Here is a 22,474-nt window from a genome sequence, read left to right as displayed (position 1 = left end):
GGCTCCGGGGAGGGGGAAGCACTGGGACATCGGGAGGACAGAGGGGGGAAGGCGGTCAAATACGCAGATTCCTGGCAAACCGGAACGTATGGGATCGCGATCGGGGGTGCAACGACGTCGTGGGGGTGTGGTGGTCGAGTGGCGCTGAAGCGTTCGATCAGTGCCGGTACTGTTCGGCGAATGAGCTCGCTGAATCTCGACGACTTCACCGACCTGATCGAGCGCCCCGACGGCGGGGTGCGACGCGACGCGGAGGCGCGCCGGGAGCGGCGGAGCGTGCCGCCCGGATCGCTGGGGCGCCTGGACGACCTGGGCGAGTGGCTGGCGGCGGCTCAGGGTTCGGTGCCCGTACGGCCCGTCGAGCGGCCCCGGGTCGTGTTGTTCGCCGGTGATCACGGGGTCGCCGGGCTGGGCGTCTCGGCGCGGCCCGCGGGGAGCGCGGCGGAGCTGGTGCGGGAGGTGCTGGAGGGCGGCCGTCCGGTGTCGGTGCTGGCGCGCCGGCTGGGGGTGCCGGTGCGGGTCGTGGACATGTCGCTGGACTGCGACCCGGGCGCGTTCCCCGAGGACGTCGTACGGCACCGGGTGCGGCGCGGCAGCGGCCGTATCGACGTCGAGGACGCGCTGACGCTCGAGGAGGCGGAGGCCGCGTTCCTGGCCGGGGTGGCCGTCGCCGACGAGGAGGCGGACTCCGGGACGGACCTGGTGGTGCTGGGCGACGTCAGCGTGGGCGGCACGACGGCAGCGGGCGTGCTGGTCGCCGCGTTGTGCGGGACGGACGCGTCGGTGGTGACCGGGCGTGGCGGCGAGGCGATCGACGACCTCGCCTGGATGCGCAAGTGCGCGGCGATCCGGGACGCGTTGCGGCGGGCGCGGCCGGTGCTCGGGGAGCAGTTGCGGCTGCTGGCGACGGTCGGCGGGGCCGACCTGGCGGCCATGACGGGCTTTCTGCTGCAGTGCGCCGTACGGAAGTTGCCCGTGGTGCTGGACGGGGTGGTGGCGGCGGCCTGTGCGCTCGTCGGACAGCGGATCGCGTTCCGGGCGCCGGACTGGTGGCTGGCCGGGCAGCGCAGCGGGGAGCCCGGGCAGGCGAAGGCGCTGGACCGGATGGCGCTGGAGCCGCTGCTGGACCAGGGCGTGACGGTGGGCGAGGGCGCGGGCGCGCTGCTGGCCCTCCCCCTGGTACAGGCGGCGTCGGCCCTGGCAGCCGAACTCCCGGAGAAGCCGGAGAAGCCGGCCTCGGCCGGCGAGAGCCCGGACCTGGAGAAAACGGCCACGACCGGCGATGAGGCCGAGCCGGGGAAGGCCGCCCGGGCCGAGGGCTGAGACCCCGTCGAGCGGACAGGAACCTTGCGGCCCCGGGCCCGGCCGGGCAGGCCTACTCGTGGCTCGCCGACTCCAGTTCCGGCGTCGGTTTGCCGCCGAGCCAGTTGGCCATGGCGCGGGTGGGGCCGCTCCAGCGGCGGTCGTGGTGATAGGCGCGGAGTGCGGCCTTCGCCCGGGCCCGGGGGCGGTGGTGGTAGAAGCGGCGGGCCCAGGGCGAGCCGGGGCGAGCGAGGCGGACGAAGCCGATCAGGGCGACGAACGGGACGATCACCCCGAAGATCGCCATCTTCAGCTTGCCCTTGGTGAGCGCGGCGAGGGCGACGAGGAAGTTGCCGCCGACGGTCGCGATAACGGTGCCGCGGTCCTGGAGTTCGTCCGCGGTCAGGTCGTTGACGCCGAACGGCGAGAAGCCCACGAGCATCAGGCCCACGAGGGCCGCCGTCAGCGCGACGGCCTCCACGCTCTGCCGGCCCGCCTCCGTCCAGTACACGTCGGCCAGATGCAGGATCAGCGCGAACTCGTCGAGGACGAGGCCCGCGCCGACGCCGAACACGACCGCGAAGGCGGCCGAGCCGAAGCCGTGCTGACCGCCGGCCACCGCGCCGAAACCACCGAGGACGGTCAGGATCACGCCGGGCACGACGTGGTGGATGTGCAGCCCGCCCGCGCTGACGTTGCCGAACGGCCCCTTCCCGGCGCGGATCAGACGGGTGACCGTCCGGGTGACGACGAAGGTCAGGACGAAGGCGGTGAGGGCGAGGAGCAGCGGGAGCTTGCCCGGCTCGACGATGTTGCGCTGCAACCAATCTCCCATATGCGCATTTTGGTCCCGGCGCTCCTCGGCCGCCCGTCCGACCGCCGGGTAACCTGCGCCGGTGTCCACACCCCCGCCGCCCGCCTCGCCGCCCGTCCCGCCGTCCGCAGCCTCCGCCCCGGAGGGCCTGCGGTTCGCCTTCGGCACGCTGACCGTGCTGCCGGTCCGGGTGACCCGCTGGGACCGTTCGGCCGCGCGCGGGGGCATGACCGCGGCCCCCGCAGTCGGGCTGGTCGTCGGCGGCTGCGCGGCCTGGCTGGGGCTGTCGGCACTGCTCGCGGGCGCGGGCCCGCTGCTCGCCGCGGTCGCCTCCGCCGCCGTGCCCGCCGTCCTGACGCGCGGCCTGCACCTGGACGGGCTCGCCGACACCGCGGACGGCCTGGGCAGCGGCCGTCCCGCCGAGGACGCGCTGCGGATCATGAAGCAGTCGGACATCGGGCCGTTCGGCGTGCTCACCCTGCTGTTCACGCTGCTCGCCCAGGTCGCCGCGCTGGCGCAGCTCTACGACGCCTCCTGGACGCGCGGCGCGACCGCCGCCGTCGTCTCGGCGGTCGCGGCCCGGCTGGCGCTCACCCTGGCCGCCCGCACCGGCGTGCCGGCCGCCCGGCCGGAGGGGCTGGGCGCGGCGGTCGCCGGTGCGGTCCCCACCCGGTGGGCGGCGGCCGTGGCGGCCGTCTGCGTCGCCGCCGCGGCCGCCGGGGGCGCGCTCACGGGCCCGTACGACGCCGTCCGCGCGGCCCTCGCGGTCGTCCTCGCCGTCGCCGCCGCCGAACTCCTGCTGCGCCACGCGGTCCGCCGCTTCGGCGGCGTCACCGGGGACGTCTTCGGCGCCGTCGCGGAGACCGCGGCGACCACGTCCCTGATCGCCCTCTGCCTGGGCGGCTAGGGCAACTCCACGGGCCTTCACGACTGTCCTGTTTGTCATGCGTGGCGGGGCTCACGGGGTGCGAGGATCGGCTCAGGGCCGTGACGCCGCCGCCTGGTTGAACACCCGCGTGCGTGAGCGACCGCACGCGCACGCGTAGGCTCATTGCGGGGTCCGCCCCATCGGTTCGCCGCGCCGGTGGGACACACCCCCGGTGACGACCGCTCCCCCGGCCCGGATCTAGGGTCGGCTGTCGGGTCCGGTCGGCCCACCACTTTCGGCCACCGCAACTTCACATCGGAAGCGAGATTTCACCACCGTGACTGCTCTCACTCTCAGCACCGCCGCGGCGCCCGGCCTGCGGGCCGACGCGATCGTGATCGGTGTCGCCAAGGGCCCTGCCTCCAGGTCGTCGAACCTGGTCGTCGCCCCGGGCGCCGAGGCCGTGGACAAGGCCTACGACGGCCGGCTCGCCGCCGTCCTGGAGACCCTCGGGGCCACCGGCGCCGAGGGAGAGGTGACGAAGCTGCCCGCCCCGGCCGGCTTCAAGGCGCCGCTCGTGCTGGCGGTGGGTCTGGGCGGGGAGCCCGAGAAGGACGCCTCTTACGACGCCGAAGCCCTGCGCAAGGCGGCCGGTGTGGCCGCCCGCACCCTCGCCGGCGCCAAGAAGGCCGCCTTCGCCCTGCCCGTGACGGACGCCGCCGACCTCGGCGCCGTCGCCGAGGGCGTCGGACTGGGCGCCTACTCCTTCGACGCCTACAAGCAGCAGGCCGAGGACCCCAAGGCCAAGAACGGCAAGGCCCCGCTCGCCGAGGCCGTCCTGCTCGGCGGCAAGCCGCGCGACGCCGCCCACAAGGCCGCGCTCGCCCGCGCCGGCGCCGTCACCGAGGAGCTCAACCGCGCCCGCGACCTGATCAACATGCCGCCGAACGACCTCAACCCCGAGGCGTTCGCCGCGATCGCGCAGGACGCGGCCAAGGCGCACGGCGTGAAGATCCAGATCCTCGACGAGAAGGCGCTCACCAAGGGCGGCTACGGCGGCATCCTCGGCGTCGGCGCCGGTTCCGCGTCGCCCCCGCGCCTGGTGAAGCTGTCCTACACCTCGTCCAAGGCGAAGAAGCACCTCGCCTTCGTCGGCAAGGGCATCACCTACGACTCGGGCGGCATCTCGCTGAAGCCGGCCGGCCACAACGAGACGATGAAGTGCGACATGAGCGGCGCCGCGGCGGTCTTCGCGGCCGTCGTCGCCGTCGCGCGGCTCGGTCTCGACGTCAACGTCACCGCGTGGCTGGCGCTGGCCGAGAACATGCCCTCCGGCTCCGCCACCCGCCCCGGCGACGTCCTGCGGATGTTCAGCGGCAAGACGGTGGAGGTGCTCAACACCGACGCCGAGGGACGCCTCGTCCTCGCCGACGCGCTGTGGGCGGCCTCGCAGGAGAAGCCCGACGCGATCGTGGACGTCGCGACCCTCACCGGCGCGATGATGCTGGCGCTGGGCAACCGGACGTTCGGCGTCATGGCCAACGACGACGCGTTCCGCTCCGCGGTGTACGAGGCGGCGGAGGAGGTCGGCGAGCCGGCGTGGCCGATGCCGCTGCCCGAGCACCTGCGCAAGGGGATGGACTCCGCCACCGCCGACATCGCGAACATGGGCGAGCGGATGGGCGGCGGTCTCGTCGCGGGGCTGTTCCTGCGGGAGTTCGTGGGCGAGGGGATCGCCTGGGCGCACCTGGACATCGCCGGGCCCGCGTACAACGAGGGCGGGCCTTTCGGGTACACGCCCAAGGGCGGGACGGGTACGGCCGTGCGGACGCTGGTGCGGCTTGCGGAGCTGACCGCCGCCGGTGACCTGGGCTGACGCCCGCTTACGGGACGCGGGGGACTGTGCGCCTGATCACTCGGTTCCGTCCGCCGTACGGCGGGCGCGGGCCGGGTGGGGCTGGTCGCGCAGTCCCCCGCGCCCCTTTGGCCCGGACAGTGGGGCGTCTCACATAGGTGCCCTGTGTCTCGTCGGCCTCCGACAAGTGCGAGGATGGGCGTCGGCAGGACAGGGCCCCCACCACAGGGCCGGAGAAAGAGCGGCCGGACACCAGCCGCCGGCGGTCAGCGACGACCGGCGCACGGCGCACATGCATGGAGGACGTGACGTGGCGAACGACGCCAGCACCGTTTTCGACCTAGTGATCCTCGGCGGCGGCAGCGGCGGTTACGCCGCGGCACTGCGCGGGGCGCAGCTGGGCCTGGACGTCGCCCTGATCGAGAAGGACAAGGTCGGCGGGACCTGCCTGCACCGGGGTTGCATCCCCACGAAGGCGCTGCTGCACGCGGGCGAGATCGCCGACCAGGCCCGTGAGAGCGAGCAGTTCGGCGTCAAGGCGACCTTCGAGGGCATCGACATCGCCGGGGTCCACAAGTACAAGGACGGCGTCGTCTCCGGCCTGTACAAGGGCCTCCAGGGACTCGTCGCCTCCCGCAAGGTGACGTACATCGAGGGCGAGGGACGGCTGTCGTCCCCGACCTCCGTCGACGTGGACGGCAAGCGCATCCAGGGCCGTCACATCCTGCTGGCGACCGGCTCCGTGCCCAAGTCGCTGCCGGGCCTGGAGATCGACGGCGACCGGATCATCTCCTCCGACCACGCCCTCGTCCTGGACCGCGTGCCGAAGTCCGCGATCATCCTCGGCGGCGGTGTCATCGGCGTCGAGTTCGCCTCGGCGTGGAAGTCCTTCGGCGCGGACGTGACCGTCATCGAGGGTCTGAAGCACCTCGTCCCGGTCGAGGACGAGAACTCCTCCAAGCTCCTCGAGCGCGCCTTCCGCAAGCGCGGCATCAAGTTCAACCTGGGCACCTTCTTCGAGAAGGCCGAGTACACCCAGGACGGCGTCAAGGTCACCCTCGCCGACGGCAAGGAGTTCGAGGCCGAGGTGCTGCTGGTCGCCGTCGGCCGCGGCCCGGTCTCGCAGGGCCTCGGCTACGAGGAGCAGGGCGTCGCGATGGACCGCGGCTACGTCCTCGTCGACGAGTACATGCGCACCAACGTCCCGACCATCTCCGCCGTCGGCGACCTGGTGCCCACGCTCCAGCTCGCGCACGTCGGCTTCGCCGAGGGCATCCTGGTGGCGGAGCGCCTGGCCGGCCTGAAGACCGTACCGATCGACTACGACGGTGTGCCGCGGGTGACGTACTGCCACCCCGAGGTCGCCTCCGTCGGCATCACCGAGGCCAAGGCCAAGGAGATCTACGGCGCGGACAAGGTCGTCGCTCTGAAGTACAACCTGGCGGGCAACGGCAAGAGCAAGATCCTCCAGACCGCGGGCGAGATCAAGCTCGTCCAGGTCAAGGACGGCGCCGTGGTCGGCGTCCACATGGTCGGCGACCGCATGGGCGAGCAGGTCGGCGAAGCCCAGCTGATCTACAACTGGGAGGCGCTGCCTGCCGAGGTCGCCCAGCTCGTCCACGCCCACCCGACGCAGAACGAGGCGCTCGGCGAGGCCCACCTGGCCCTCGCGGGCAAGCCGCTGCACGCGCACGACTGACCCCTCGGTCGACGAAGCGACGATCCAGACTTCCGCAATTCGTAAGGAGCAACAGAAACCATGGCGGTTTCCGTAACCCTTCCGGCGCTCGGCGAGAGCGTCACCGAGGGCACTGTCACCCGCTGGCTGAAGGCCGAGGGCGAGCGCGTCGAGGCCGACGAGCCGCTGCTGGAGGTGTCGACCGACAAGGTCGACACCGAGATCCCCTCGCCCGCCGCCGGCATCCTGGCCTCCATCAAGGTCGCCGAGGACGAGACCGTGGAGGTCGGCGCCGAGCTGGCCCTCATCGACGACGGCACCGGCGCGCCGGCCGCCGCCCCGGCCCCGGCCGCCGAGCCGGTCGCCGAGCCCGCTCCCGAGCCGGCCGCGGCCGCCCCCTCCACCGAGCAGGAGGCCCCGGCCCCCGCTCCCACCGCCGAGGCCGCTGCCGGCGGCGGTTCCGCCGAGGGCACCGACGTGGTCCTGCCCGCGCTGGGCGAGTCCGTCACCGAGGGCACCGTCACCCGCTGGCTGAAGTCGGTCGGCGACTCCGTCGAGGCCGACGAGCCGCTGCTGGAGGTGTCGACGGACAAGGTCGACACCGAGATCCCGGCGCCCACCGCCGGTGTGCTGCTCGAGATCGTCGTCGGCGAGGACGAGACCGCCGAGGTCGGCGCCAAGCTGGCCGTCATCGGCGCCCCGGGCGCGGCTCCGGCCGCCGCTCCGGCCCCCGCCGCCCCGGCCCCGGCCGCCGAGGCCCCCGCCCCGGCCGCGCCCGCTCCGGCCCCGGCGGCGCCCGCCGCTGCGGCCCCGGCTCCGCAGGCGCCCACGGCTCCGGCCCCGCAGCAGCAGACCACCCCGGCTCCCGAGCCGGTCCCGTCCGCTCCGGCTCCCGCGCCCGCACCGGCTCCCGCCCCGGCGGCCCCGGCCGCGCCCGCCCCCGCCGCCTCGGGCGCCGGTGACGACGGCGCGTACGTGACCCCGCTGGTGCGCAAGCTCGCCGCCGAGAACGGCGTCGACCTGGGCTCCGTCAAGGGCACCGGTGTCGGCGGCCGGATCCGCAAGCAGGACGTGCTCTCCGCCGCCGAGGCCGCGAAGGCCGCCGCCGCCGCTCCGGCCCCGGCCGCCGCCGCTGCCCCGGCCGCCAAGAAGGCGCCCACCCTGGAGGCCTCCCCCCTCCGTGGCCAGACCGTCAAGATGCCGCGCATCCGCAAGGTCATCGGCGACAACATGGTCAAGGCCCTGCACGAGCAGGCGCAGCTGTCCTCGGTCGTCGAGGTCGACGTCACCCGCCTGATGAAGCTCCGCGCCAAGGCCAAGGACTCCTTCGCCGCGCGCGAGGGCGTCAAGCTCTCGCCGATGCCGTTCTTCGTGAAGGCGGCGGCCCAGGCGCTGAAGGCCCACCCGGTCATCAACGCCAAGATCAACGAGGCCGAGGGCACGATCACCTACTTCGACTCCGAGAACGTCGGGATCGCGGTGGACTCCGAGAAGGGCCTGATGACCCCGGTCATCAAGCACGCGGGCGACCTCAACATCGCCGGCATCGCCAAGGCCACGGCGGAGCTCGCGGGCAAGGTCCGCGCCAACAAGATCACCCCGGACGAGCTGTCCGGCGCGACCTTCACCGTCTCCAACACCGGTTCGCGCGGTGCGCTCTTCGACACGATCATCGTGCCGCCGGGCCAGGTCGCGATCCTCGGCATCGGTGCCACGGTGAAGCGTCCGGCCGTCATCGAGACGGAGGAGGGCACGGTCATCGGCGTCCGCGACATGACGTACCTGACCCTGTCCTACGACCACCGTCTGGTGGACGGCGCCGACGCCGCGCGTTACCTGACCGCGGTGAAGGCGATCCTGGAGGCCGGCGAGTTCGAGGTCGAGCTCGGCCTCTGAGCCCTTCCGCCGACCCGCGCACGGTCGTACGGCGCCCCCTCCGGAGCCCTCGGGCTTCCGGTGGGGGCGCCGTCGTGTTACCCAGGCGTGTAAGTCTCGTCTCACCTGCGGGAAAGCGCCCCCGCGCACCTTCCGGCGCGGGCTGACGGCCGTATTGTTTCTCCACGTCACCGCCGCCCCAGGGGCCGATGCGCGGCCCCTCCCTAAGGAGCACTCATGACCGCGCCCGTCGTCCACTCGCTGCGCGAACAGATCCGCGAGCACATCGTGGAGGGGATCGTCAGCGGTCGCTGGAAGCCGGGCGAGCGGATCGTGGAGCGGCGGATCGCCACCGAGCTGGAGGTCAGCCAGACGCCGGTGCGGGAGGCGCTGCGCGAGCTGGAGTCGCTGCGGCTGATCGAGTCCGCGCCGAACAAGGGCGTCCGGGTGCGGAACCTGACGGCGGCCGACCTGGAGGAGAGCTACCCGGTCCGGGCCGGTCTGGAGGCGATCGCGGCGGAACTGGCGGCCGCGCGGCTGGCGGAGGACTGCTCGGCCCTGGAGACGCACGTGGCGGCGCTCTACGAGGCCGACCGCGCCGCCGACGGCACCGGGCAGGTGCGGCACACGGTGGGCTTCCACCGCGAACTGGTGCGCGCGGCGGGCAACTCGGTGCTGCTGCACACCTGGGAGGGCCTGGGCATCGAGGTCTTCACGGCCCTGTCGATCCGCTGGCTGGGCACGGTCCAGCAGTCGTACGCGGAGGAGCACCAGGCCCTGGTGGAGGCCTTCCAGAACCGCGACCCCGACATAGGCCGCCTGGTGAAGAACCACGTCCTCGGCTGCGCCCCCCGAGCAGCAGACCCAACCCCCTGACCCCGCCCCCAAGGGGCGCGGGGAACGGCGCGCCAAGCCCCCACAACCCGCACCCACACCCCCCAGCCGACGGCACCACTCCCCCACCCCAGCGACGACCCCCTAGGGGCGGGGAACTGCGCGCCCAGCCCCCACCAACCCGCAGCCGCACCGGCACCCACACCCCCCATCTCACCTCACCTGCAAAAACTCCGCCCACAAAGACACCCCGTGCCCCCGTCGGAGACACCCCGTGCCGACTTTCTCGTGATCAAGAGGTTTTGCCCCGCAACCCTTTGATCGATCATCGATCACCGGGTTATTGTCGCCGACGGGCTCTCACCCGAGCCCCACCGCCCTGTCCTGCCAAGAACAAGGGCACCCCGATCCCCCGACCGATGAGGGAACCCCCTTCGACTGAGGAAGGCGGCGACATGACCGACCCCCACGCCAACCAGCCGAGCGCGCTCGACCAGCTCCCCGACCGGGACCCGGAGGAGACCGCCGAATGGCAGGCCTCGCTGGACGCGGTCGCCCAGGCGGCCGGGCCGCACCGTGCCGCGTACCTGATGCGGCGCACGCTGGAGCGTGCCGAGGGCAACGGCATCGCGCTGCCCAAGCTGCTCGAGACGGACTACGTCAACACCATCCCCACCTCCGCCGAGCCCGCCGCCCCCGGCGACGAGGCGCTGGAGGCCCGGATCACCGCCTGGAACCGCTGGAACGCGGCCGCGATGGTGACCAGGGGCAGCAAGCACGGCGTCGGCGGCCACATCGCCACATTCGCCTCCGCGGCCTGGCTCTACGAGACCGGCTTCAACCACTTCTTCAAGGGCAAGGAATCGCAGGATTCCCCCGGCTCGGGCGACCAGCTCTACATCCAGGGCCACGCCTCCCCCGGCATCTACGCCCGCGCCTTCCTCGACGGCCGGCTCAACGAGCACCACCTCGACAACTTCCGCCAGGAGGCGGCGGGCAACGGCCTCCCGTCCTACCCGCACCCGCGCCGGCTGCCCTGGCTGTGGGAGTTCCCGACGGTGTCGATGGGCCTCGGCCCGCTCTCCGCGATCTACCAGGCGCGCTTCAACCGCTATCTGACCAACCGCGGCATCAAGGACGTCTCCGCCTCCCACGTCTGGGCCTTCCTCGGCGACGGCGAGATGGACGAGCCCGAGTCGACGGCCGCGCTCGCGCTGGCGAGCCGCGAGGGCCTGGACAACCTGACCTTCGTCATCAACTGCAACCTGCAGCGCCTCGACGGTCCCGTCCGCGCCAACTTCAAGATCGTGCAGGAGCTGGAGGCCCAGTTCCGCGGCGCCGGCTGGAACGTCGTCAAGACGCTGTGGGGCACCGCCTGGGACGAGCTGCTCCAGCTCGACACCACCGGCGCGCTCGTCCGCCGCCTGCGCGAGGTGCCGGACGCCCAGGTGCAGACGTACCAGACCCGCGACGCCGCCTACATCCGCGAGGACTTCTTCGGCAAGGACCCGGCGCTCGCCGAGATGGCGAAGCTGCTGAGCGACGACAAGATCCTCGAGTGTTTCCACCTCTCCCGAGGCGGCCACGAGGCGCGCAAGGTGTACGCCGCCTACAAGGCCGCGGTCGAGTTCAAGGGCGCGCCGACGGTCATCCTGGCGCAGACGGTCAAGGGCCACACCCTCGGCCCGGGCTTCGCGTCGAAGAACGCCAACCACCAGATGAAGAAGCTGACGGTGGACGAGTTCAAGGCCATGCGCGACCTGCTCGAACTGCCGATCCCGGACGCGCGGTTCGAGGACGGGGTCGTCCCCTACAGCCACCCCGGCGCCGACTCGCCCGAGGTCCGCTACCTCCAGGAGCGCCGGGCCGCCCTCGGCGGCCCCGCCCCGGCCCGCCGCGTGCACCCGGTCGCGCCGCTGCCCGCGCCCGCGGAGAAGACGTTCGCCTCCTTCGACAAGGGCTCCGGCTCGCAGAACGTCGCCACCACGATGGCCTTCGTCCGCCTGGTCAAGGACCTGGTCCGCGACAAGGAGACCGGGAAGCGCTGGGTGCCGATCGTCCCCGACGAGGCGCGCACCTTCGGCATGGAGTCGCTCTTCCCATCGCTCGGGATCTACTCCCCCAAGGGCCAGACGTACGAGCCGGTCGACCGCGACCAGCTGATGTACTACAAGGAGGCCCAGAACGGGCAGATCCTCAACGAGGGGATCACCGAGGCCGGTTCGATGGCCGACTTCATCGCCGCGTCCACGTCGTACGCGACGCACGGCGAGGCCATGATCCCGTTCTACATCTTCTACTCGATGTTCGGCTGGCAGCGCACGGCCGACCAGATGTGGCAGCTGGGCGACCAGCTCGGCCGCGGCTTCCTCGTCGGCGCCACGGCGGGCCGTACGACGCTGACGGGCGAGGGCCTGCAGCACGCCGACGGCCACTCCCCGGTCATCGCCGCGACCAACCCGGCGGCGCTGACGTACGACCCGGCGTTCGCGTACGAGGTCGCCACGATCGTCAAGGACGGTCTGCGCCGGATGTACGGCGAGGCGGCCGACGGTGAGGACCAGGACGTCTTCTACTACCTCACCGTCTACAACGAGCCGATGCCGCAGCCGGCCAAGCCGTCGGGCCTCGGCATCGACGAGGGCATCGTCAAGGGCCTGTACCGCTTCAACACCGCGGAGTCGGCGGGGCTCGCCCCGGCCGCCAACGCGCCGCGCGTCCAGCTGCTCGGCTCCGGCACGGCGATCCACTGGGCGCTCGCGGCGCAGAAGCTGCTCGCCGAGGACTGGGGCGTGGCCGCCGACGTGTGGTCGGCGACCTCGTGGACGGAGCTGCGCCGGGACGCGCTGGAGGCCGACGCGGCCCTGCTGCGCGGCGAGGAGCGCATCCCGTACGTCCGGCAGGCGCTGAACGGCGCGGAGGGCCCGGTGCTCGCGGTCTCCGACTACATGCGCCAGGTCCCCGACCAGATCGCCCAGTGGGTCGAGCAGGACTACTCCTCCCTCGGCGCGGACGGCTTCGGTCTCTCCGACACCCGTGAGGCGGCCCGCCGTCACTTCGGCGTCGACGCGCCGTCGATCGTCGTCGCGGCCCTGGCCCAGCTGGCGAAGCGGGGCGAGGTGCAGGCGACGGCCGTGAAGGAGGCCCGGGCCCGGTACGGGCTGTAGTAGTTCCGTCGGACCGGCCCAGGGGGTCGAGGAGGCTCGCCTTCTCGACCCCCTGGGCCGGTCCTGTCCCGGCGGCGTTCGTGGAGCCGTACCGGGGCGGTGAATGCGCCGCACTCCGGGTGCGTCCCGCCCCTCCAGGCACGATGCTGGGACCCGTGATGGACGAGACGGAGTTCTGGGAGCTGGTCGACGCCGCCCGTGAGGCCGCCGAGGGGGACCCCGAGGAACAGGCCGACGTGCTCGTGGACCGGCTGCTGCGGCTGGACCCGGATCTGGTGCTGGACTTCGCCCGTCACTTCGAAGCCCGCTACAACCGGGCGTACACCTGGGATCTGTGGGGCGCGGCCTGGGTGCTGTTGGACGGGGCGAGCGACGACGCCTTCGACTTCTTCCGCTGCTGGCTGATCGGCCAGGGCCGGGAGGTCTACGAGGGGGCGGTGCACGATCCGGACTCGCTCGCCGACCTGCTGGGCGACTTCGACGAGGAGATCGACGGCGACGGCGAGGAACTCGGCTACGCGGCCGACGAGGCCTACGAACAGCTCACCGGGACCGTCGCCCCGGACCTGGGCATCCCGCCCGCGCGGGCGGAACCCGAGGGCACGCCACTGGACTTCGAGAACGCCCGCGTCCTCGCCGAGCGCTATCCCCGGCTGTGGGAGCGGTTCAAGGAGTGAGCGTTCCTGTGGACGCGGGGACCGAGGTGGCGTCGGTGCGGCCCTGGAGCCGGGCCGCCGTCCGCCGGATCTGAGGCAGGCGCGCGGTGAGGGCGGCGCCGGGGCAGGTCGTCTCGAAGCCGTCGTCGTGGCCGGCGAGCGCGGGCAGGGAGACGGTGACGCCGGCGTCGTAGCGGCTGCGGCTGCTGCTGGAGGTCAGCCGGACCGTCGCCCTGGGGTCGATTCCGGCGGGGCCGAGTTTCCAGGCGGCGAGGGCCGCGATCGCGTCGAGCATCGGCTGCGGCACGTGCGTCCCGGCGGTGAAGGTGCCCAGCGCGGCGACGCCCGCCGTGCGGTGGTTGAAGCCCTGGGTGTGCGCGCCGGTGACGGCGCGGTCGATCCCGCCGGCGCGGCCCTCGTAGATGGTTCCGCAGCGGTCGACGAGGAAGTTGTAGCCGATGTCGTCCCAGCCCCGGGCGCCGGTCTGGCCGGCGTAGAGATGGCGGATGACGCGGGGCGCGTCGGCGCAGTCGTAGGCGTTGGGCGAGTCGGTGTGGTGGACGAAGACGGCGACGACCCGGTCGTCGAGGCGGGGCGGCGGCTGGGTGCGGCCGGCGAGGTCCGCGAGCCAGACGGAGCGCGGTACGACGGGCGGCCGGGGGGCGAGGTGCGCCACGGTGTGACGGGGGCCGGCGGAGGGCAGGGCGCGGGCGGTGGCGGCGCGCTCGGCGCGGTCCGCGCACAGCACCAGGGCGAGGACGGCGAGCCCGGGCAGGCAGGCGAGGATCATGAGGAGCGGCCTGGGCGGGCGCGCCGGGGGCCGTCCTCGCGCCCTGAGGTGGGCGGCCTGTCGGATGGCACGCATGGTCCCACTGTCGGTGGGTTCGTACCGGTCCGCGATGTGTGGTGTGCCACGTGGTGGAACCATCGTCCCTGTCCGCACCGTTTTCCGGGTAGACGCACGCGTGACCGGTTAGGTCCTCCCCCGCGCGTGTGGCCGAATCACGGCTGATCACCGGGCCGGTCCCGCACGTACTAGAGGATCCCTGAGAAAGGCGGCCGCGTGGACCTGCTCGACATCCTGCTGGTGCTGGTGATGCTGGCGTACGCGGCCTCGGGGTACCGGCGCGGCCTGGTGGCCGGCTGTGTGTCGCTCGCCGGTTTCGTGGGTGGCGCGGCGGTGGGCGTCTGGGCGTTGCCGTGGGTGATGGGCCTGGTGACGACGGGTACGACGGCGGCGACGGTGACGGCGGTGCTCACGGTGCTGGTGCCGGCGGCGGTCGGGCACGAGCTGGCGAGTCGGCTGGCGTTGCGGCTGCGCAGGGAGCTGGACCGGGGACCGTTGCGGGTGGCCGACGGGGTCGGCGGGGCCGCGGCGAACGCGGCGGCGGTGCTGATCGTGTCGTGGGTGGCGGCGAGCGTGCTGGGCGCGTCGGCGTCGCCGATGGTGACGTCGGCGATCCGGGAGTCCCGGCTGCTGGGCACGGTGCAGCACTCGATGCCGGACACCACCCCGGCGTGGTTCGCGCGGGCGACGTCCGCGCTCACCCAGGCGGGCTTCCCGCAGGTGTTCAACCCGTTCGAGACGGAGTCGACGGCCGAGGTCGCCAGGCCCTCCGGTGACAACGTGACGCCGGCCGCGACCAGCGCGGCCAAGCTGAGCACGGTGAAGGTCGAGGGCGCCGCCGGCAGCCAGGGCCGCGAGGGCAGTGGGTTCGTGTACGCGGCCGAGCATGTGATGACCAACGCGCACGTGGTGGCGGGCATCGACTACCCGACCGTGCGGATCGGGGGCGTGGGACCCTCGTACGACGCGAAGGTGGTGCTGTTCGATCCGGCCAAGGACGTGGCCGTGCTGTACGTCCCGAACCTGCGCGCGCCGCTGCTGCGCTTCGACGAGGCGGCCTCCCGCGGGGACGCGGCGGTGGTCGCGGGCTATCCGCAGGACGGCGGCCTCGACCTCCAGGCGGCGACGGTCGCGGGCCGGGTGGACGCGATCGGCCGGAACATCTACAACGACGCGACGGTCACCCGCGAGATCTACTCGATCCGCTCGACCGTCCGGCCGGGCAACTCCGGGGGGCCGCTGCTGACCACCGACGGCATGGTCTTCGGCGTGGTCTTCGCCCGCTCCACCTCGGACGCCGAGACGGGCTACGTCCTGACGGCGGCGGAGGTCGCCGACGACGCCGAACGCGCGGCGACGGCGACGCAGGCGGTGGACACGGGCGGCCTGATCGAGTCGTGAGCGGGCGCACCACCGTCGCCGAGCGCGGCTACAGGGGGCGCCCCATGAAGACGTCGTCGACGTACTCCCCGCGCAGCAGGAACTCCTGCGGCAGGACGCCCTCCACCACGAAGCCCTCGGACGCGTAGAGCGCCCGGGCGGGGGCGTTGTGGCCGAGGACGCGCAGGGTGAGCCGGCGTGCGCCGCGCCGGCGGGCCTCCTCGACGGCCGCGCGGAGCAGAGCCCGCCCCACTCCGCGGCCGCGCGCCTCGTCGGCGACGGCGAGGCCCTGGATCTGCCGGACATGGGCGTTGCAGGCGAGGCCGGTGGGGAAGCCGAGGCGGATGTAGCCGACGAGGCGGGGGCCGAGTTCGGCGACCAAGTGGTCCCCGGGGAGGTGGCGTTCGTCGAAGAAGGGCCCGTACGGCGGCTGCGGCTCCGGCGTGACGGCGTGCAGCGGGGACCAGGTCAGCCGGTCGAGGAGGGCGAGGGCGTCGTCGTCTGCGGGCCTGGCCGGGCGTATGCGCGGGGCGTCGGGGTGCGGGCACGGGGGTGTGCGCGGGGCGTCGGGGGCGGTGGGCATGCGGGTCACCCTATGGTCCGTCCGCCGGGTTCGGGGCGGGGTTTTCCGCGGGTTCCGGGCAGGATGGCGGCATGGTAGCTACGCGAATCGTGGTGGCCGGCGCGTCCGGTCTCATCGGCGGCGCCCTGGTGCGGTCCCTGGCCGCGGACGGGCACGAGGTGGTGCGCCTGGTGCGCCGTGCGCCCCGGGGCGACGGCGAGGTGCGCTGGGATCCGGAGCGGGGGCGGGTGGACGAGGCCGGGCTCGCCGGGTGCGACGCGGTGGTCAACGTGGCGGGCGCGGGCGTGGGGGACCACCGCTGGACGGACGCCTACAAGAAGCGGATCCACGACAGCCGGGTGCACGGCACGGCGGCGCTGGCCCGCGCGGTGGCCTCGCTGCCCGAGCGGGACCGGCCGCGGGTCCTCGTCAACGGCAGTGCCATCGGTTTCTACGGCGAGACGGGCGAGCGGGTCGTCGACGAGGACGCGCCCGCCGGGCGGGGTTTCCTGCCGGAGCTGTGCGTGGAGTGGGAGGCGGCCGCGGCCCCCGCCGCGGAGGCGGGCGTGCGGACGGTGTTCGCGCGCACCGGGCTGGTCGTCGCCCGGGGCGGCGGCGCCTGGGGGCGGCTGTTCCCGCTCTTCCAGGCCGGGTTGGGCGGACGGATGGGCGACGGACGGCAGTACTGGTCGTTCGTGTCGCTGCACGACGAGGTCGCGGCGCTGCGGCATCTGCTGGACCGGGACGACCTGTCGGGGCCGTTCAACCTGACCGCGCCGGAGCCCCTGACGAACCGTGAGATCACGGCGGCGATGGGGCGGGTGCTGCGCCGGCCGACGCTGTTCCCGGTGCCGGCGCCGGTGCTGCGGGCGGCGCTGGGCGAGATGGCCGGGGACGTGCTGGGCAGCGCGCGGGTGGTGCCGAAGCGGCTGCTGGAGTCGGGGTTCACCTTCGCGTTCCCCGGGATCGAGGACGCCCTGCGCGCCGCCTGAGACACCGTCAGTTCACTGTCGGGTCAGGTGGTTTCGACCGAGGGTCGTATGCGACCGCCGTGCGACCGTGCCCCGTCCATGTGCGACTGTTCCCGACCGTTCGCGGCCCTACCCTCGATCCGAACTCGGGTATCCCGGAAGCCTGTTGGGGGCATCACGTCTCCACCGGCCGCGCAACCTCGAGGCGAGGAGGGGCACGTGCTTGAGCCCGCTTACCAGGCAGACGTCGTCATCGTGGGGGCCGGGGTCGCCGGTCTCTCCGCGGCGCATCGGCTGACCGGCGCAGGACTGACGACGACGGTCCTGGAGGCCGCCCCTTGTGTGGGCGGCCGCATGGCGACCGAGAAGGTCGACGGTTTCCGGCTCGACCGCATCGGACAGCTGTTGTCCACGGCGTATCCCGAACTGACGCTCTCCCCGGGGCTGGACGCTCTGGTGCTGCGTCCGTTCGCCCCGGGAGTGCTGCTGCACAGCGACGGAAGCCGCCACCGTGCGGGCGCACAGCCGGGCGCGGGAGGTGCACGGAGCGCGAGGGGCGCACTTCACGCCGTGCGCGCCCTGGCGAGCGCCCCTCGGCCGGGGGCGCTGCCTCGCCCCGGAGGGCTGTCCAAGCCGCGCGCCGCCGCGCCCGGGGCTGTGGCGGTCCCGCCGCGGGTGCGTGCGGGGGCGCCGCTGGGCACCGCCGTGGACCAGGCGCGGCTCGGCGCCGCGCTGACCCGGCTCGCGGCCACGCCCGTGGAGCACCTGCTGCGCCGCCCCGAGGCGCCGGCCGCGCAGGCCCTGGCGGCCCGCGGGCTACCCGCCCGTACCATCGACGGCTTCCTGCGTCCGCTGCTCGCCGCGCTGCTGTGCGACCCGGCGCTCACCACCTCCAGCCGGTGCGCCGACCTCGCGCTGCACGCGTTCGCCGCCGGGCGGCTGTGCCTGCCGGAGGGCGGCGCGGACGTGCTGCCGGAGCTGCTCGCGCGGACGCTGCCGGCGGGGACCGTGCACACGGGGGTGCGGGTCACCTCGGTGTCGACGACCGAGGTGGCGACCGCCGAGCACGGGGTGTTCCGGTGCCGGGCGGTGCTGGTGGCGACCGACGCCCGTACGGCGGCGGAGCTGCTGCCCGGGCTGCGGGTGCCCGGCTTCCACCCCGTGACGGTCCTGCACCACACGACCGACGAGCCGCCGGCGACCGGGGCCTCGCTGGTCCTGGACGCCGACCGGGGCGGTCCGGTCGCCCACACGGCGGTGGTCAGCGAGGTCGACCCGAGCCGGGCGCCGGCCGGGCGGACGCTGATCTCCTCCACAGTCCTCGGCCCGCCGCCGGCCGGCGTCGACACTGCGGTCCGTATCCATCTCGCCCGGCTGTACGGCGTCCCGACCGCACGCTGGGAGACGCTCGCCGTGCACCACACCCCGGAGGCGGTCCCCGCGATGCCGGCTCCGCACGATCTGCGGCGGCCGGTGCGGCTGCTGGCGGGGCTGTACGTGTGCGGCGACCACCGGGACAGCAGCACCGTGCAGGGGGCGTTGCACTCGGCTCATCGGGCGGCGGCGGCGATCCTCACCGACCTCGGGGCCGCCGGGTCCCTCCACTCGGCCGACCCCGCACCGACGGCGCCCCGGCAGGCAGCGGCCTGAACGCACTGGAGGGGCTCCGGGGGCTCCGCCCCGGAGCCCCCGGCCCGTGCGGGGCCCTTCGGCCGCCCCCGCCGCCGTCCGTCAGCCCAGCGCCGCCACCCTCTCGCGGTACACCCTGGCCGGGCCCGCGTCCCGGTAGGGCTCCAGGCGCCGCTCGAAGTCCCGTACGTACTCCACCGCCCGCACGGAGCGCATCTCGGCGGCCTGGCCGGCGGCCTCGGCCGCCAGCAGGCACGCCTGTTCCAGCTCCCCCAGGCCCAGTCGCGCCGACGCCAGCACCACCCGGCACAGGAGCCGGCTGCGCGCGTACCCCGCGGGGCGCAGCCGCAAGGAGCGTTCGGCGTGCTGCGCCGCCGCCCGGAACTGCTGGAGATCCCGGTGGCAGTGCCCGAACTCGTCGGCGAGCTGCCCCTCGTCGAAGAACCGGGCCCAGAACGGCACCTCGTCCCCCGGCTTGGCCGTCTCCAGCGCCCGCTCCGCCCGCACCAGGGAGGCGGTGCACGCCCGCACCTCCCCCAGCGTCCCGTGCCCCCGCGCCTCCGCCGCGTGCAGCAGCGCCTGGACGACGGGCGGCGCGCCGCCGCCGACGCCCTGCTGGGCGACGCGCGCGAGCTGCACCGCCTCCCGCCCGTGGCCGAGGTAGACGGCCTGGCGGCTCATGGTGACCAGCACGTACGCCCCGTACGCCCGGTCCCCGGCGGCCTGCGACAGCCGCAGCGCCTGTACGAAGTACCGCTGGGCGAGCCCGTGCGCGGCGATGTCGAAGGAGGTCCAGCCGGCGAGGCGGGTGAGGTCGGCGGCGGCGGCGAAAAGCCGGCGTCCGGTCTGCTCGCCGTAGGCGCCGCGCAGCATCGGCTCGCACTCGTGCTCCAGGTAGCGCACGAGGGCCTGGCGGGCGTGGCCGCCGCCGTACATGTCGTCGAGGGTGCGGAAGAGTTCGCCGACGGAGCGGAGCGCCGCGATGTCGCCGCCGGTGACCCGCTGGCCGGGGCCGCGCTCGACGGGGCCCCGCTGCCGGGGCACCCCGGACCCGCCGGGCCCGGCCCTGCCGACGCCGCCCGGCGGGGCGGCGGGCCTGCCCCCGGGACGCGCCTGGGACGGCACCCGGGCCACCACCGCCGCTCCGCCCGGCGCGGGGAGCGCCCCTGCTCCCGCGGCGGCGGGGGCCGGCGCCGGGGCCACGGCCCCCGCCGACGGCTGCTCGCGCGCGACCCTGTCGTCCGCGCGCCCGATCAGCCAGTCCCGGCTGGGCACCACGAGACCTGCCGGGGTGAAGGCGATCTTGCGGAGTTCGGCATGGCTGCCGGAGTCCTTGCGCCAGAGCCCGCCGACGATGTCGACGGCCTCCTCGGGCGTGCCGGCGAACTCCAGTCCCGCGTACACGGGCGCGCAGGCGTCCAGGCCGAGGTCCTGGGCGGTCAGCCGGCGGCCCAGACGCCGGGTGAAGACCTCGGCGATGAGGGCGGGAGTGGTGCCCCGGGGCTGCTGACCGCGCAGCCACCGGGTGACGGAGGTCTTGTCGTATCTGAGGTCCAGGCCGTGTTCGAGACCGAGCTGGTCGACGCGCCGGGCCAGACCCGCGTTGGAGAAGCCCGCTTCTGCGATGAGCGCGGCGAGTTGGCGGTTGGGAGTGCGCTGCGCGGGTCGTTCCGTCATCTGCGGTGCGGTCTCCTGCCTTCCGGGCTGCTGAAGTGCCCGGATTGCCCTGTGAGCAGCCCTAATGGCCTCGTGAACGGCGCGAATGTAGCTGAGCGTGAGCATGCGGTCGCACATCTCGACGTTCATTCATCCGATCGTGTGAGGATTGGCCGCACGGCTGACGTGCCGGGGGCGGACGTACAGTGGCGTGGGCGCGATTCGCGCCAGTCACGTCTAGGGAGGCGCTTTACCGTGAGCGAGCTGCGGTTCGTCCGTATGGGGTTCGGCGCGGACGCCGTCGAGTACCAGGAGGCCTGGGACGAGCAGCGCCGGGTGCACGCGGCCCGGTTCGCCGACGAGGTCCCCGACACCGTCCTGCTGCTGGAGCACCCCCCGGTGTACACGGCGGGCCGGCGCACGGCGGACGACGAGCGGCCGCTGGACGGAACGCCGGTCGTCGACGTGGACCGCGGCGGGAAGATCACCTGGCACGGCCCGGGCCAGCTGGTCGGCTACCCCATCCAGAAGCTCCCGCGCCCGGTGGACGTCGTGGCCCACCTGCGCCGCCTGGAGGACGCGATGATCCGGGTCTGCGCGGAGTTCGGCGTGGAGACCAGCCGGGTGGAGGGCCGGGCCGGGGTCTGGGTCCTCGGCGACCCGGTGGAGCAGCGCCCCGCACTGGGCGGGCTCTCCCTCGACTTCGACCCCCGGCTGACCGACGACGAGTTCGACCCCCGCCTCAACGGCCCCGAGTACGCCCCCTCCAACGCCGGCCAGCGGCGCGAGGACCGCAAGATCTGCGCCATGGGCATCCGGGTCGCCAAGGGCGTCACCATGCACGGCTTCGCCCTGAACGTGAACCCGGACACATCCAACTTCGACAAGATCATCCCCTGCGGCATCCGCGACGCGGGCGTCACCTCCCTCTCCCACGAGCTGGGCCGCGAGGTGACCATCGAGGAGGTCCTGCCCGTCGTGGAGCGCCATCTGACGGACGTACTGGGGAACGCCGACCTGAAGCCGCGGGTCATCGAGGAGACGCCAGCACCCCTGAGCCCGTCCGGCGTCTGAGGACGAGGCCGTCCCGGCCGGAGCGGGGTCCTGGGGGCGGCAGCCCCCAGCGGGGCCGACACCCGCACCGGGTTTCGAATCAACGGGCGTACGCTTAAAGCCGCCGAAGAATCAATCGCTAGGGAGCCGGTCGTGTCCGCAGTCGCACCCGACGGACGCAAGATGCTGCGCCTGGAGGTCCGCAACAGCCAGACCCCCATCGAGCGCAAGCCCGAGTGGATCAAGACCCGGGCGAAAATGGGCCCCGAGTACACGCAGATGCAGAAGCTCGTGAAGAGCGAGGGGCTGCACACCGTCTGCCAGGAAGCCGGCTGTCCCAACATCTACGAGTGCTGGGAGGACCGCGAGGCGACGTTCCTCATCGGCGGCGACCAGTGCACCCGGCGTTGCGACTTCTGCCAGATCGACACCGGCAAGCCCGAGGCCCTCGACCGGGACGAGCCGCGCCGCGTGGGCGAGTCCGTGGTCACCATGGACCTGAACTACGCCACCATCACCGGCGTCGCCCGCGACGACCTGGAGGACGGCGGGGCCTGGCTGTACGCGGAGACCGTGCGCCAGATCCACCAGCAGACCTCGGGGCGCGAGGGCGGCCACACCAAGGTCGAGCTGCTCGCCCCCGACTTCAACGCCGTCCCGGAGCTGCTGCGCGAGGTCTTCGACTCCCGGCCCGAGGTCTTCGCGCACAACGTCGAGACCGTGCCCCGCATCTTCAAGCGGATCCGCCCCGGCTTCCGCTACGAGCGCTCCCTCGGCGTGCTGACCGCCGCCCGCGACCACGGGCTCGTCACCAAGTCGAACCTGATCCTCGGGATGGGCGAGACCCGCGAGGAGGTCAGCGAGGCGCTGCGCCAGCTGCACGAGGCGGGCTGCGAGCTCATCACCATCACCCAGTACCTGCGGCCTTCGGTGCGCCACCACCCGGTGGAGCGCTGGGTGAAGCCGCAGGAGTTCGTCGAGCTGAAGGAGGAGGCCGAGGAGATCGGCTTCTCCGGTGTGATGTCGGGTCCGCTGGTGCGTTCGTCGTACCGCGCCGGCCGGCTCTACGGGATGGCGATGGAGTCGCGCGAGTCCTCCGCTTCGCGGCGCGGCGACGAGGTCGCAGCAGCCCAGGCCGTCTGACACCGGGTCAATCGCCGTTCCCCGGATGGCCGCCGGGCAAGCGTGTGAATTCGGGCACAAGCGGCTACTGGCCGGTAGCGGCCGAAACGACGCGGTCCTGACCGTCCTCGCAGATGAGGGCATACGTCAGGGCCGCGTCGACGTTTATGCCCAGCGCACCGGGGCTTCATGGACGTTTGACCGG

At 73.5% G+C, this 22,474-nt stretch carries 17 protein-coding genes; 13 read left to right on the top strand and 4 right to left on the bottom strand.

The features are described 5' to 3' along the window. Positions 1 to 180 precede the first annotated feature (180 nt). On the top strand, positions 181 to 1,323 hold the full coding sequence (gene cobT, locus EV567_RS03870; protein ID WP_130437136.1) for a nicotinate-nucleotide--dimethylbenzimidazole phosphoribosyltransferase: 1,143 nt from the start codon (positions 181 to 183) through the stop codon (positions 1,321 to 1,323). Between the two features lie 52 nt (positions 1,324 to 1,375). Here the strand turns inward: cobT and EV567_RS03865 are convergent, their stop codons facing one another. Continuing rightward, complete coding sequence (locus EV567_RS03865) at positions 1,376 to 2,137, bottom strand: hypothetical protein (RefSeq protein ID WP_130437135.1); 762 nt, start codon at positions 2,135 to 2,137, stop codon at positions 1,376 to 1,378. Positions 2,138 to 2,198: 61 nt separating this feature from the next. Between EV567_RS03865 and EV567_RS03860 the strand changes: the two genes are divergently transcribed. The 7 genes from EV567_RS03860 to EV567_RS03830 all read left to right on the top strand — a co-directional run bounded on the left by EV567_RS03860 (position 2,199) and on the right by EV567_RS03830 (position 13,070). Then, the gene (locus EV567_RS03860; protein WP_130437134.1) at positions 2,199 to 3,023 is read left to right on the top strand and encodes an adenosylcobinamide-GDP ribazoletransferase; all 825 of its coding nucleotides are present in this window, start codon (positions 2,199 to 2,201) and stop codon (positions 3,021 to 3,023) included. A gap of 298 nt (positions 3,024 to 3,321) precedes the next feature. Continuing rightward, entirely contained in the window at positions 3,322 to 4,860 is a 1,539-nt protein-coding gene (locus EV567_RS03855) for a leucyl aminopeptidase (protein ID WP_130437133.1), read from the top strand. A 289-nt stretch (positions 4,861 to 5,149) separates the two neighbouring features. Beyond that, positions 5,150 to 6,538 carry a dihydrolipoyl dehydrogenase gene (gene lpdA / locus EV567_RS03850; RefSeq protein WP_130437132.1) on the top strand — a complete coding sequence of 463 codons (1,389 nt, stop codon included), beginning with the start codon at positions 5,150 to 5,152 and terminating at the stop codon, positions 6,536 to 6,538. 60 nt (positions 6,539 to 6,598) lie between these two features. After that, positions 6,599 to 8,413, top strand: a complete 1,815-nt coding sequence (gene sucB / locus EV567_RS03845) for a 2-oxoglutarate dehydrogenase, E2 component, dihydrolipoamide succinyltransferase (protein WP_130437131.1) — start codon at positions 6,599 to 6,601, stop codon at positions 8,411 to 8,413. A gap of 216 nt (positions 8,414 to 8,629) precedes the next feature. Next, complete coding sequence (locus EV567_RS03840; RefSeq protein ID WP_130437130.1) at positions 8,630 to 9,268, top strand: GntR family transcriptional regulator; 639 nt, start codon at positions 8,630 to 8,632, stop codon at positions 9,266 to 9,268. A gap of 413 nt (positions 9,269 to 9,681) precedes the next feature. Continuing rightward, positions 9,682 to 12,393 (top strand): pyruvate dehydrogenase (acetyl-transferring), homodimeric type, encoded by a 2,712-nt coding sequence (gene aceE / locus EV567_RS03835; protein ID WP_130437129.1) that lies wholly within the window; start codon positions 9,682 to 9,684, stop codon positions 12,391 to 12,393. A 158-nt stretch (positions 12,394 to 12,551) separates the two neighbouring features. Continuing rightward, complete coding sequence (locus EV567_RS03830; protein WP_130437563.1) at positions 12,552 to 13,070, top strand: DUF4240 domain-containing protein; 519 nt, start codon at positions 12,552 to 12,554, stop codon at positions 13,068 to 13,070. On the opposite strand, the gene EV567_RS03825 is transcribed toward EV567_RS03830, so the two are convergent. Beyond that, positions 13,060 to 13,914 carry a peptidoglycan recognition protein gene (locus EV567_RS03825; protein WP_130437128.1) on the bottom strand — a complete coding sequence of 285 codons (855 nt, stop codon included), beginning with the start codon at positions 13,912 to 13,914 and terminating at the stop codon, positions 13,060 to 13,062. The genes EV567_RS03830 and EV567_RS03825 overlap by 11 nt on opposite strands. Positions 13,915 to 14,112: 198 nt before the next feature. On the opposite strand from EV567_RS03825, the gene EV567_RS03820 reads away from it, so the two are divergent. Further along, a complete protein-coding gene (locus EV567_RS03820; protein WP_130437127.1) occupies positions 14,113 to 15,297 on the top strand; it encodes a MarP family serine protease in 1,185 nt (394 codons plus the stop codon). A 28-nt stretch (positions 15,298 to 15,325) separates the two neighbouring features. Here EV567_RS03820 and EV567_RS03815 read toward each other — a convergent pair whose 3' ends face one another. Continuing rightward, positions 15,326 to 15,859: a GNAT family N-acetyltransferase gene (locus EV567_RS03815; protein WP_130437126.1), complete on the bottom strand. Its 534-nt coding sequence runs from the start codon at positions 15,857 to 15,859 to the stop codon at positions 15,326 to 15,328. A gap of 71 nt (positions 15,860 to 15,930) precedes the next feature. On the opposite strand from EV567_RS03815, the gene EV567_RS03810 reads away from it, so the two are divergent. Both EV567_RS03810 and EV567_RS03805 read left to right on the top strand, forming a co-directional pair. Continuing rightward, positions 15,931 to 16,830, top strand: coding sequence for a TIGR01777 family oxidoreductase (locus tag EV567_RS03810; RefSeq protein WP_207228668.1), 900 nt, complete (start codon positions 15,931 to 15,933; stop codon positions 16,828 to 16,830). A gap of 198 nt (positions 16,831 to 17,028) precedes the next feature. Beyond that, positions 17,029 to 18,459, top strand: a complete 1,431-nt coding sequence (locus EV567_RS03805) for an NAD(P)/FAD-dependent oxidoreductase (protein WP_130437125.1) — start codon at positions 17,029 to 17,031, stop codon at positions 18,457 to 18,459. A gap of 81 nt (positions 18,460 to 18,540) precedes the next feature. Here EV567_RS03805 and EV567_RS03800 read toward each other — a convergent pair whose 3' ends face one another. Continuing rightward, positions 18,541 to 20,115: a regulator gene (locus EV567_RS03800; protein WP_130437124.1), complete on the bottom strand. Its 1,575-nt coding sequence runs from the start codon at positions 20,113 to 20,115 to the stop codon at positions 18,541 to 18,543. 234 nt (positions 20,116 to 20,349) lie between these two features. On the opposite strand from EV567_RS03800, the gene lipB reads away from it, so the two are divergent. Both lipB and lipA read left to right on the top strand, forming a co-directional pair. Next, positions 20,350 to 21,168 (top strand): lipoyl(octanoyl) transferase LipB, encoded by an 819-nt coding sequence (lipB, locus tag EV567_RS03795; RefSeq protein WP_130437123.1) that lies wholly within the window; start codon positions 20,350 to 20,352, stop codon positions 21,166 to 21,168. Positions 21,169 to 21,300: 132 nt separating this feature from the next. Beyond that, positions 21,301 to 22,290: a lipoyl synthase gene (gene lipA, locus EV567_RS03790; protein ID WP_130437122.1), complete on the top strand. Its 990-nt coding sequence runs from the start codon at positions 21,301 to 21,303 to the stop codon at positions 22,288 to 22,290. Positions 22,291 to 22,474 lie beyond the last annotated feature (184 nt).

The organism is Streptomyces sp. BK239 (assembly GCF_004217285.1).
GTDB lineage: Bacteria > Actinomycetota > Actinomycetes > Streptomycetales > Streptomycetaceae > Streptomyces.
Note: the sequence above shows the minus strand (reverse complement) of the source record. Positions and strands in the feature narration are given on the sequence as shown.